Genomic DNA, 12,207 nt, shown 5'->3' on the forward strand with positions numbered 1-12,207 from the left:
CAAGGGTGCATTGTAAAATGGAATACGGTTACAAATAGGTCTGAAGCAAGCATTTAATCAGGAGAAAGAGCAAGATTTCATTTGAGGGATTGGTGTGAAAATGCAAATTAGATGAAAACTATTGGATGGACAAGATTAGATATTAATTGAAGAAATTAGTTGAATCAAGATTTAAGATGATGTTTTTCATGAAAGGCAATGAATCATAGTGCTCAAATTCTTTTGAACTGCACAGGAGGGGATTAGGTTGAAAGTAGGGTATTTGAGAGGGGAGTGGATAAACAAAAATTGTGGTTATAAACTTTCAGAAAGGCTTGAAAGTGATATAATACAAACGTTTCATAAATTGAAAAACTGCCGTATAAGACAGAGCTTATACGGCAGTTTTGTGCTGCAATGAATAAAAATAAAATTTTTATGACAAATTCTAAAATTTAAAAATATGAATCGTTTTTTGCAGCTGGAAGACAGCTGATGTCATTTTTTCACTCTCATCCGCAACGGATTGCAGGGCATTGATCTGTTCACTCATCGATGCAGAGACCTCTTCGGTGCTGGCTGCTGTTTGCTGAGTAATTGCTGAGATGTTCTCAATCGCTGTGGAGATCTTCAGGGCGCTGTCCAGCATCAGGTCGCTTTCCGAAGAGAAGGCGGCGATTTGCTCGGTAATGTACTGTACGCTTTGGACAATTTGCCCGAAAACCTGTGCAGTTTGAATGATCATTTCATTCTGTACCTGAACGACTTCCTCATTGATGGTAATGTTCGCAATGGCTTCCTTAATATCGCTCTCAATGCTTCGTACCAGGCCGAAGACCTCTTTGGTCGAGGCGGTGGATTCCTCTGCCAGTTTGCGTACTTCCTGGGCAACCACGGCGAACCCGCGACCATGCTCTCCGGCACGGGCAGCTTCGATGGAAGCGTTCAGGGATAAAAGGTTGGTCTGTTCCGCAATTTCGGTGATTGTCTTCGTAATCATGGTGATACCGCGAGCGTTATGGGAGAGGGCATCAATGGTATCGGCTACTTTTTGTGTAGCTTCAATATTCTTGCGCATGCCTTCCGCTTGGGTATCCACTGACTGGCGACCTTGCTCTACCAATTCCAACGTATGTATAGATTTCTTGTTCATTTCTTTGGTTGAATGTGCGTAGTCGGCGACCTTGGTCTCAATATCTTTAATAGAATCAATCATGCCAGCAATATCACTGGAAATCTCATTGGCACCCTGAGCCAGTTCGTTAGAAGAGGTTGCCACCTGAGACATGACGATCTTCAGGTTCTGATTCTTGTCTTCGATGCCGCGGCTTGCGTCCATAACCTGACGGGTAATCTGTGAAGCATCGGTCAAAATGGTCTTCAATTTATCGATCATCATATTAAAGGAGCGGCTGATATCACCCATGGAGCCATTCTCATCGGCTCTATGCGTAAAGTCTCCTTTGGAGATCGTATGGGTCACATTGGAGATGTCATCGAACGACGATGTAAGCGTTCTCTCGACAAAGCGAGAAAGAGGGTAAGTCAGGGTTGCAAGCAGGACCACCAGAATGATACCCACAACAATTTTGCCGAGAATAATAAAAGTAACCAAAACAGGGATAGAGAATAATGCGGCAACCAGGTAGCATCCGGCGACAATTCTTTGTTTCAAAGGCAGCTTGTACATCCAGTCCATAGGAAATATGTCCCCCTTTAATGTTGTGTATTGTAATATTATAGGCGATTAAAGGGGTATAGGTCTATTGTAAGAACTGACATAAATGCTATTCAGGACAACTTTTGGATAAATCCTTCCCGATAGACTCATATAGGACGGTTGTATCTACTAGGGCTTGTCGTACTTGTTCCTGTAGCACTTGCGGTGAGAGGGCCAGGACACTGGACCCATAAGACAAAAGTACCCGGCAGGCCCATTCCAGGGCGTTAAAATCGACCTCAATCTCCAGCCAACCGGGGTGGGAGGACGGGATAGTATTTTTTATAGTAAGATATCTCTCTCTCGCGAATTCTTTCATCGTTTCTTCCCGTATCAGCACGGTAGCTGGATAACTTGGCAAGGCAGATTTGAAGGCCTGAGTGGATTGCTGCCAATACTGACCAAGATCAAAATTTTCTGGACGTCTGAAAAAATCATCTGTGTGCTCCGCATGCTGCAGTCTAGAGACCCGGTAGGTCCGTAGCTCACCCATACTTTCTGCAACAACATACCAAACTCCGCGTTTGGTCACGAGTCCGAGTGGATAAATTAGCCGTTCACTGGATTCGTTATTGCGCATGTATGTAATTTTGACAACACGATCGTGCCAAAGGGCATCCTGTAGCAGCGTCAGGAAAGGATAGGCCTCATCTGAGGGATGCCAGCTTGCGCCGTCCACATGAATCCGTTGAACCGAGTCAAGAGTGGAATTGCTGTAAGGCGGGGCTGCTACAGCCTTCAGCTTGCGAGCGGCAGATGAAAAGTCCTCTTCGATGCCAAGATCGCTAAGAATCGTAGAGTCAGCAGACAGAAGGAGGGAGGCGATCTCTTTGGGCTTCATACCTGTCAGGGAGGTTCTGTAGCCCTCGGTGAGCAACCAGCCGCCTTCTCGTCCCCGCTCTGCCAGTACGGGAATGCCTGCTGAGCTGAGTGCTTCCATGTCCCGGAATATCGTCCGCTCGGACACCTCGAGCGTTTGCGCTAGATCACGTGAGGTCATTTTGCCACGATTCTGCAGCAGCAGTAAAATAGAAACGAGCCGGTCAGCTCTCATACCACTTGTCCTCCTTGAGTGTAATAGTTCAAGTTTATCATATTAATATGTCAGTTGATGTCATATATTAAATGGAATTTAAGCAAAGTGTGGTTCCATGTTCTTCAATAAAATGCAAGAAGCCACCCCCACTAAAGAGCGGAGATGGCTTCTTGTTATATTTATGAGAATAGCATTTCAGGCAGTAGCATTAACCTACAGCAGAACAATTTCCTCAGCGGTATTGATTTCTGGGAGTCCAGCCAGCTTCACCAGCACGTCTTGTGGAACGGCTTTATCAACAGTGAGCAGCATGATTGCTGCACCGCCAACGATTTTGCGTCCAACCTGCATGGATGCGATATTGACATTGTTCTCGCCCAGCAGCGTTCCTACTAGACCGATGATTCCCGGTTTGTCATTGTGCGAGATGACAATTTGGTGACCTTCCGGCGCAATATCAACCGGGAATTTATTCACTCGTACGATCCGCTCGCCATAACCTTGAAGCAGGGTACCTGCTACTAGGCGCTCCTCATCGTGCTCAGCTTTTAAAGTCACGGTGATAAGGTTCGTGAAGCCTTTTGTTTTGGAAGCTTTAGTCACAACCACATTCACATCGCGGGTCTTGGCCAGATGCATGGAGTTGACAATATTAACATCCCCAGCAAAATGACGGGAAAGCACACCCTTCACGATGTAGCGGGTCAGTGGTTGTGTGTCCACATCAGAGAGGTCTCCGGCATATTCAACGTGAATTTCGCGAATGGCTGCGTCGGTGATTTGGGTCGCAAAACTCCCGAGTTTCTCACCAAGGTTAAAGTAAGGTTGCAGCTTGTTCATCACACTTGGTGCCACTGGCGGAATGTTTACAGCGTTAATGAACGGTTCGTTACGCAGGATATTGAGTACTTGCTCCGAAACGTCAATCGCAACGTTCTCTTGCGCTTCAACGGTTGAAGCACCCAGATGCGGCGTTACGATAATTTTCGGATGGGAGAGGAACGGGTGGTCAGCTTCAGGCGGTTCCTTCTCGAATACGTCAAAGGCGGCTCCAGCAACAATCCCGCTGTCAATCGCTTCTACCAGTGCAAGCTCATCAATAACACCGCCACGAGCACAGTTAACAATGCGCATGCCTTTTTTCATTACTTCGAACTGCGGACGGGCAATCATATGACGTGTTTCTGGTGTCAGTGGAGTATGAACCGTCATGAAATCTGCATTCCGGACGATATCATCCACGGAGGCTAGCGTTACTTCAAGCTTCTCGGCACGATCAGCTGTCAGGAATGGGTCATATGCCAAAATGCTCATGCCAAAGGCTTTGGCGCGTTTGGCTACTTCGCTGCCGATCCGGCCCATGCCGAGAACGCCGAGTGTCTTGCCACGCAACTCAACCCCGAGGAAAGACTTTCTGTCCCAAGTACCGCCAATGGTCTTGGCATAAGCTTGTGGAATGTGACGGGCAAGAGCCATCATCATGGCAAAAGCGTGCTCACAAGTTGTAATTGTATTACCATCCGGAGCGTTAATAACAACTACACCACGCTGAGTTGCTGCATCCAGCTTGATGTTGTCAACGCCTACGCCAGCGCGGCCAATGACCTTCAGCTTGCTTCCGGCTTCAATGATTTTTTCAGTAACTGTTGTTTGGCTGCGTACGAGCAGGCCGTCGTATTCCCCAATAATCGCAATGAGTTCGTCTTCGCTAAGTCCTGTTTTCTTGTCAACCGTTACATCATTTGCATCCATCAACTGCTGAATCCCCAAATCACTGATCGGATCCGATACTAATACTTTAAACATGGTTTCTCTTCCTCCTTATGATTAGAAAGCTTTTTATGTTGAGGATGCCCCCGAAAGGGCGGTCCACAGTACCTGTAGTATCTTGTATTGTTACAGCCATGAAGAAGAACGCTACAAAAAATAACGAAGCAACGCGGTGTCGCATCAAAGAAATTGGATGCAGCTATTCCGCGAAAATAAGACAATAGCCCGTATAAGAGAAGAATATGGGGGCGCTGGAGATACAAAAAAACTCTCAACCCCATACTACTGCCGTAGTAAGGGACGAGAGTTGTCGTGGTACCACCCTAATTCACTGCTTCTTGTCAGAAGCAGCCTCAATGGCCTGCATAGGCCACACTGGTAACGGAGTGATCCGATTGCATCTACTTAACTTCGATACAATATCTCAGGAGCGCTAAAGAGTTCTGTTCGTCACCGGTTTACACCAACCACCGGCTCTCTGTAGACTAGCATCGTCTTTGTTCCATCATCGCTTTTGCTTGATTAATTTTTCATAATGTAACATGGTCATGCCAAATGTGTCAATAGGCTTTTGCAGGATGAGTCTTCGGTCTGCTTGAAGTGAGCCTCGTTTTTCGTTATGATGCAGTAACTGGTCTTATTCATAAAAGAACGGGAGCTGGGGAATCGTTTCCTTAGGATAATATTGATCCCGCCACTTAATGAAATCCTGTTCCTGAACAGCACCTGTAGAAATCAGCAGCGTCAGAGACGACTGAACGTCTGCGAGCTTGAGCGAGCTTGCGGTGCCGGAGTAAATCATATCGTCCACTTTTGCTGTGATGTCCTGGGGATCATACCCCGCAAATATCCCCCGGTTTAGCAGCATATCTGCGATTGTCGCATTCTTGAGCAGTAATGGCATCTTCTTCCATTGGATAAAGCTCAGTGTTTTGATCTCCTTGGTGGAGGCGGGGATTTTACTGTTGGCTCTGGCTCCCCACTTCAGCATGGAATCATAGAATTGTTTTTGTGACTGCAGGCCGAATTTCACTGCGCTAACTGTAAAAGGATCACTTTTTAGCAGCTTGGCAGTTTCCGTTCCCCCTGCACTGGCGGATACCTTACCGGAAGCCTGAGAGAAAAGGGTCAGACTTTTAAGGATATTCAGTTGAGATTGCTGAAGCAGCGGCGAATTGGTGAAAAAAGAGTCCTGGTTAACCTTTTTATGCTGTTTGTCGGCAAGGATACTCAGGTTCTTGAGCGTGGCGGCGTTTTCACGGGCATCCGTACTTCGAGCGAGCTTGTCGACTTCGATGTTCCAACTTCGCTTGAATTCCCGATAAGGCAAAAATACGTTATGATAGAAGGTAACAAGATCTTGCTGCTGGTATGATCCAGAAGATTCCTCGGGGCTCTTGGCTTTCTGGAGGTGTTCGTATTTTGCTTCAGTTTTATCTGCGCCAACCTTCACTCCCGTAAAAAAAGCGGCGAATGCAGAAATCAGGAAGAACAGAAATCCAAGGGTGTACAGCATTTGGTTTCGGGAGGTTAGATTTTTCATAATAAGTGCTCCTTTTTCTGGGAAAATAATCATTATGTATTTTGCAGTAATTGCTAAGGACGGACTCTACTTTGGGAGCTGCCCGGAAAAATCATTATAGAACAGGCAGGTTATGATGAGAAAAAAATTTAAAATTGGTGATATCAAAGTAAAAAGGGTAGAACCGCAGCAGCTTACAGACCGTCTTCTTTTGCTTAATCTCTACATTACACAAGGGCTTACGTTATTTATCGGTTTGATCTGGATTTTATTACAGAAAAGAAATCCGCTTCAAGTCATAAACCTGCCCGAAAACGCACACTTTCTGTATTGGGGCCTTGGTTTAGCTGGATTAATGCTAATTGTTGACTTTTTGTTGACATATATTGTGCCTGAGGAAACGATGGATGATGGGGGCATCAATGACATGCTATTTCGCGCCCGGCCCATCTGGCATATTGTGCTGATCGCGGCAATTGTAGCGGTATGCGAGGAAGTGTTGTTCCGGGGAGCGATTCAACATGCATTTGGTCCATATTGGACCAGTATTCTGTTCGCTCTGATTCATGTTCGTTATCTGCGGCACTGGATTCCTACGGGCTGGGTGTTCTTAAGTAGTTATGGATTAGGTTATATTTATATACACACAGGAAGTCTCTGGGCGCCTATTGTATGTCATTTCGTGATCGACCTCTTCTCCGGTTTGGTCATCCGCTACAGGAGGGAGTCATGAGCGAACAATTAAGCCGGGTTCAATCCCGGCAGAAGAAAAGTCGGAAACAGGCTTCTACTGAAGTCAAACCGTCGACCCAGGTAAACGACCATCCTACTATAGATGAGCCGGTTCGTCCAACCGCGATCAAGCCGCCGGCCACGCTTTCTCGCAAAGGCCGTCGTCGGTCGACCGTGGTTACGCCTCCCGAAAAAGGGAATGCAGGTGAAGAGTCAACCCCGTCCCGTTCCGAAACGTATTCCTCCGATCGTGTCCGCCTCAGTAAAATGTTTGTCAATTCCTTGATTTTTCTATTCGTTTTGCTGCTAGGTTTTCTTTTGACGTGGGGAATTAAAGGGGCCCCACCATTGGGTGATTTATGGTGATTTCATCCATATTGACTATTGGATTTCTTTTGCTCTTTGCAGGAGGCTCATTTGTGCTGCTGATGGTGATCAATGCGTTTAAAAATCGAATTATTGCCGAGGAAATATTTTTGGAGACGCTCCCCTCATCTTTTGATGGCTATCGGATTCTGTTCATAACGGATATTCATCGGAGGAGGCTTCCTTCCGATATGCTGACGACACTAAAAGGCAAAGTGGATGTTGTTTTCGTAGGAGGCGATCTGACCGAGAAGAATAGTCCGCTGGACCGTCTGACTGACAATATGGAACTGATGGTATCCATGGCGCCGACCTATGCAGTTCATGGAAATCATGACTATAAGGCAGACATAGACCGTGTAGATGAGATTATTCGAAGCAGCGGTGCAAGGCTCCTCCTCGATGAGAATGTTCTTATTGAACGTAAGGGAGCGGCAGTCTGGCTGACTGGAATAGACTTCCCTAAGCGGGGCGGGAAGACAGCGTATGCCCCACTACCGGCATTGTCTGGTTCGGATGCTGACGTCTGTAGAATCTTTCTGGTTCATGATCCGATGTGGTTATCACAAAGGCGTACAGTTCCAGGTGAATTGGTGCTTTCGGGACATACCCATGGAGGCCAAGTGGTTCTGCCACTTATCGGCAGCAAACGTGTGGAAAGCTTTTATGATCATTACAAGGCAGGGATGTATCCGTGGCCCCGCAATGATGGTTCAGGTGCAGCAGCCAAGGTGTTGATCAGCCGTGGCTTCGGAACGGCGCATTTGCCGATCCGGTGGGGCAGTCCTGCCGAAATGCATGTACTCACGTTACGCTGCAAGAATCCTGTGTAGCCCTTAGAAAAAGGACTGTCCCAAAACAAGTGAATTCCTCGATGAGAAGTCCATCTACTTAAAAAAAATGCACAAAAAGAACATGGCGGTGCTCAGGAGGATTCCTGAACCCCGCCATGTTCTTTTTGTAATTGACCCCCGCCTTCTTGCCAAGGAGGGGCAATCGTAAGTCAAAACCCAAACCCACTTAGTATTGAGGGGTGCCGATCTGATAAAGTCAAAGTGGATGTCATGCGGTGCTTGAACAACTGGAAATACTCCCGTTATTGATTCGAAAAAAGGAGTGTTTTCAAAAATAACGGGAAAAACTCCCGTTAATCTTTAGGGCTCCTCTCTATTTTCTTATAACAGGGGGAATTAACTGGATAATTTCCCGTTAATTCGAACAAAACCTAAGGAAAGCGGGAAAATAACGGTACTTTTTCCTGTTAAATCGAAGTCCAATCTCAGATCCAACCTCAGCCCAGAGCCTAGCTCAGAGCCAAACTCCAAAGGTAGGGTGTAAGGACTTGCACCGGCCTCTGACCAGTCCGCCATTCTGCACGAGATGCGCACGACGGCGGTTCAAGGCCCCAATTTACTTATAGTTACTGACCTTCATTTACAATTTCTGACCTTAAGATCCTGCTTTCGAGTTGGAGCCTGCTATACCGTATCCACTATTTGAATTAACATGAAAAAGCCCCCCTAGTCGTAGCAGAGTTTATGATTATCTCTGTCTACCAATAGGGGAGCTTCTTCGTTTAGAATCAACGCTGCTCCATAGGACGTTGATTTTGAACTGTCTATTTTTGAACTTTCTACCTGAAAGGGGGGAGCTCACTTTTGACACAGCGCCTTAATTTTCATAACATCAGCAAGTGTTCTATCAGTCTTCCCTTCTCAGCGCATCTTCAGTTCAATGCTGCGAGGGTCCACGAAGCTATAGCCTTTTTCCTCCAGAGTCGTTAGCAGCGTATCCAGCGCTTCGGTTGTCCATGGTAGCTCATGCATCAGAATGTTGCTTCCGGAGTGAAGCTGACTCGTTACGTTTCCAATCAATTTCTCTGTCTTGTTGCTGTTTTTCTCCTTCATCTCCCAGTCCAGGGAACCTACGGACCAGGTCATGTAGAGCATGCCATTCTCCGCAGCAACCTTTTTGCCAACATCGCCGCCTGCCCCATAGGGAGGCCGGAAGAAATGCGGTGTCTCGCCTGTAATCTCTTTGACGGCTGTCTGAACATCTTCAAGCTGCTTCTTTACGGTGTCATAAGGCTTATCTTTTAGTTCGATATGATCCCAGCTGTGATTGCCGAGAATGCCTCCCCGTTCGTAAATAAGCTTCAACAACTCGGGATGCTCTTTAACCCGGTAGCCGTTCACGAAGAAAATGGCCTTGGCATGGTGCTTGTCCAAGGTATCTATAATCGAATTGATCATTTTGGCTTCCTTGGGTCCGTCATCGAAGGTGAGGAGAACTACTTTCTTGGGTGTGCCTTCTTTATTTGGGACGATATCATAATTTTTGTTCATATGGTACAGGAGCGGAATCTCCGCCGTCTGTTCATTGCCGCTGGTACTGCCCTCCGCGTCTTGGTTTGCCTGTGGGGAAGGACTATCCAAATTTTCTTCAGGTTTCCCACTGTTGGTTGCAGAATTATTTGTTCCTGCTGGCACTACTGATGCTTCCTGTGACGGAGCTGCTGTAGGTGAATTCCCTGTGTTTTTTACTGCCTCAGAAGAGCCCCCATTACTGCTGCATGATGCCAGCAGAAAGGCGGAGAGCAGCAGCGCTATTGTTGCTTTACCCACTTTTTTCAACTCGCTTTCCTGTTATTAGACTGTATGAGCGGGAATCTTTCCGCGAACACTAGACATGATTTTACCATACAAGGAGGTTGAGGATATGAATACTTCGTCATTTTTATGCGGAGTTTTGCTGGGTGCCGCAGCCAGTATGATCATCTCGAAAAAACGCAGCGCGCTCATGTCTTCGCTAGTACAATCAGGTGCGAACGGGCACGGCGCCGGTGATCGAGCCAAGGAAAAATTATTCGGCATGGCTATGACTGGATTTGGAAATACCTCGGCATCGGGAGATCAAGGCCATGAGCAGGATAGCAAATCGGGCAAGGGCGAGCATAAAAAGTCTGAATCCCCGGTCCAGTCAAAGGAATCCAATCTGAAAATGCTGAAAGAATTTATCAGCAGCAACCCTGATGTGAAGCATGAAGTCGAGAAGATTTTGAAAGATACGCACTCAGCCATACCGGGTTTGTAACCACAAAAGACGCCTGCAGAATCATTTTGAGGATGCACATATCCGCAAAATGATTCTTTTTTATTCAGAAAGGAATACCGCTTGTAAATGGGGTGCGGATTTAATATTTATTTACGTGCATTTATGGCGACAAAATGATAACATACATACATAGTAACCATTTTTGGCTCATTACTCGGGACTCATCATACATTATAATAAATTGAGCTTGCAAAAGGAGGATCCTGTCATGAGAATAGAGAGATTAGGTCAAGATAAGATACGGATTTTCCTCACTTTTGACGACCTGAGCGAGCGGGGCATCCAGAAGGAAGATATGTGGCAGGAAGTTCCCAAAGTGCACGATCTGTTTACGGAGATGATGGATCAGGCGTACAGCGAACTTGGCTTTGACGCTACAGGTCCACTAGCCGTGGAAGTGTTCGCTTTGCCCGCACAAGGCATGGTCGTTATTGTGACCCGGGGAAAATATGATCACCATCAGTACGGTGCGTCCGGGGAGGATGAATTGCCCGAAGAGATTTACGAAATGGAAGTTACTCTTGAACAAAGCGACTCCATTGTATATGCATTCCGCGATTTTGAGGTTCTGGTTGAAGCGGCCCATGTACTCATCGGCAATATTACTTCCGGGGGAAAACTGTATTCTTATAATGATAAATGGTATCTCTACTTCGATCCGAAGGAATACGAAGAATCTGTGTTATCGGGTCTAGTGGCCGTACTGGCTGAATTTGCTGACTCGTCATCCGTTACGGACGCCGTACTGGCTGAATACGGTAAGACTGTTATGGCTGAGAACGCAGTGGAAGTGCTCTGCACGCACTTTAAGCGGCAGGAATAATCAGAGAGAGACAGGGCTGAAGCTTGCTTGTCAGCCCTGTTTTGCTTTAAGGAACAAACAGCTCTTTAGTTGAAAATTGGATTAGTGGAACTGGGCATATGCCCGGTTCTTAACATGCAGGGAGGTTGTTCGGTGCTTATCTTATCGATTATTTCGTCGGCAGTGGCGCCAGGACTTGCTCTGCTAACTTTTTTCTATCTGAAAGACAAGTATGATCAGGAACCACTACACATGGTGATTAAAGTATTTCTCCTTGGTTTTCTGATCGTTTTTCCGGTAATGATTATTCAAAGAGGACTTATGCTGGGCTGGGGCGACGGTCCGTATGTGGAATCTTTCCTCATATCGGCCGGCGTGGAAGAGTGTCTGAAGTGGTTTGTGCTGTACCATATGATTTACAACCATACCGAATTTGACGAGCCATATGATGGAATACTATATGCCGTAGCGATTTCGCTAGGCTTTGCAACAATAGAAAATGTAATGTACGCCTGGTACAGCCATGCCTCCATCGGCTCCATGTTTCTGCGGGCCCTGCTTCCTGTCTCTGGACATGCCATGTTCGGTGTAATTATGGGGTATCACATGGGCAGGGCCAGGTTCTCGAAAGGGGTCAGAACGCGGTGGATTCTGGTCATTTCACTGGTTCTACCGTGGATTTGGCATGGGATTTACGATTTTATTTTGAACACAACAGCTAACTACTGGATATGGTTTATCGTTCCTCTAATGGCCTTTCTGTGGTATGGGGGCATGGGCAAGGTTGCCCGGGCTAACAACCGATCCCCATTCCGGGTTCTGAAGCGAGAAGAAGAGGTTAATATGTAGCGAAATTGGACACACTTACTCTAAAAGCAGTTCCTCAGCAAGGAATTCCATAGAGTAGCGAGGTGTCTTTTTTTGCGAGTAAAGGTACGAATCGTTTGCAAAAACTGCGGCGAAACTTATATTTTAAGAGGCGTTAAGGAGCAGGGTGTTATCCAGACTGGCTTCAGGCAATGCTTGTGCAGCAACAGCAGTGGCTTTCATATTGAAGAGCGAATTTAAATGGCAGGAGATTGTTATGATAGAACTTTCTTTGCTGCGCTGGGGTCCCCACATTATGCGGGGATTTTTTTGTGTAAACGGTAAAGCTGGTTCTTTTT

At 46.4% G+C, this 12,207-nt stretch carries 11 protein-coding genes and 1 other annotated feature; of the genes, 6 read left to right on the plus strand and 5 right to left on the minus strand.

The genetic code is table 11. The features are described from left to right. Positions 1–427 precede the first annotated feature (427 nt). The 4 genes from ACFVRY_RS04620 to ACFVRY_RS04635 form a co-directional block, all read right to left on the minus strand. Entirely contained in the window at positions 428–1,678 is a 1,251-nt protein-coding gene (locus tag ACFVRY_RS04620) for a methyl-accepting chemotaxis protein (RefSeq protein WP_387497826.1), read from the minus strand. An 88-nt stretch (positions 1,679–1,766) separates the two neighbouring features. Then, positions 1,767–2,753: a helix-turn-helix transcriptional regulator gene (locus ACFVRY_RS04625; protein WP_387497828.1), complete on the minus strand. Its 987-nt coding sequence runs from the start codon at positions 2,751–2,753 to the stop codon at positions 1,767–1,769. A 195-nt stretch (positions 2,754–2,948) separates the two neighbouring features. Further along, entirely contained in the window at positions 2,949–4,541 is a 1,593-nt protein-coding gene (gene serA / locus ACFVRY_RS04630) for a phosphoglycerate dehydrogenase (protein ID WP_387497830.1), read from the minus strand. 257 nt (positions 4,542–4,798) lie between these two features. Then, positions 4,799–5,023, minus strand: a binding site (T-box leader). Between the two features lie 119 nt (positions 5,024–5,142). Further along, positions 5,143–6,048, minus strand: coding sequence for a hypothetical protein (locus ACFVRY_RS04635; protein ID WP_387497832.1), 906 nt, complete (start codon positions 6,046–6,048; stop codon positions 5,143–5,145). Positions 6,049–6,160: 112 nt separating this feature from the next. Here ACFVRY_RS04635 and ACFVRY_RS04640 point away from each other — a divergent pair, with 112 nt between their 5' ends. From ACFVRY_RS04640 to ACFVRY_RS04650, 3 genes are all read left to right on the plus strand, one after another. Beyond that, positions 6,161–6,760 carry a CPBP family intramembrane glutamic endopeptidase gene (locus ACFVRY_RS04640; protein ID WP_387497834.1) on the plus strand — a complete coding sequence of 200 codons (600 nt, stop codon included), beginning with the start codon at positions 6,161–6,163 and terminating at the stop codon, positions 6,758–6,760. Beyond that, positions 6,757–7,125, plus strand: coding sequence for a hypothetical protein (locus ACFVRY_RS04645; RefSeq protein ID WP_387497836.1), 369 nt, complete (start codon positions 6,757–6,759; stop codon positions 7,123–7,125). The genes ACFVRY_RS04640 and ACFVRY_RS04645 overlap by 4 nt, the downstream gene beginning before the upstream one ends. Before the next feature lie 62 nt (positions 7,126–7,187). Continuing rightward, positions 7,188–7,958 carry a metallophosphoesterase gene (locus ACFVRY_RS04650; RefSeq protein WP_387498785.1) on the plus strand — a complete coding sequence of 257 codons (771 nt, stop codon included), beginning with the start codon at positions 7,188–7,190 and terminating at the stop codon, positions 7,956–7,958. An 882-nt stretch (positions 7,959–8,840) separates the two neighbouring features. Here ACFVRY_RS04650 and ACFVRY_RS04655 read toward each other — a convergent pair. Then, positions 8,841–9,749, minus strand: a complete 909-nt coding sequence (locus tag ACFVRY_RS04655; RefSeq protein WP_387497838.1) for a polysaccharide deacetylase family protein — start codon at positions 9,747–9,749, stop codon at positions 8,841–8,843. A 94-nt stretch (positions 9,750–9,843) separates the two neighbouring features. On the opposite strand from ACFVRY_RS04655, the gene ACFVRY_RS04660 reads away from it, so the two are divergent. The 3 genes from ACFVRY_RS04660 to prsW all read left to right on the plus strand — a co-directional run bounded on the left by ACFVRY_RS04660 (position 9,844) and on the right by prsW (position 11,890). After that, positions 9,844–10,218, plus strand: a complete 375-nt coding sequence (locus ACFVRY_RS04660) for a hypothetical protein (RefSeq protein ID WP_387497840.1) — start codon at positions 9,844–9,846, stop codon at positions 10,216–10,218. A gap of 229 nt (positions 10,219–10,447) precedes the next feature. Next, positions 10,448–11,062, plus strand: coding sequence for a genetic competence negative regulator (locus ACFVRY_RS04665; protein ID WP_387497842.1), 615 nt, complete (start codon positions 10,448–10,450; stop codon positions 11,060–11,062). A 132-nt stretch (positions 11,063–11,194) separates the two neighbouring features. Continuing rightward, the gene (gene prsW / locus ACFVRY_RS04670) at positions 11,195–11,890 is read left to right on the plus strand and encodes a glutamic-type intramembrane protease PrsW (RefSeq protein WP_387497844.1); all 696 of its coding nucleotides are present in this window, start codon (positions 11,195–11,197) and stop codon (positions 11,888–11,890) included. Positions 11,891–12,207 lie beyond the last annotated feature (317 nt).

Origin of the sequence: Paenibacillus sp. NPDC057934, assembly GCF_042887565.1 — a bacterium.
In the GTDB taxonomy this organism is placed as follows: domain Bacteria; phylum Bacillota; class Bacilli; order Paenibacillales; family Paenibacillaceae; genus Paenibacillus_AQ.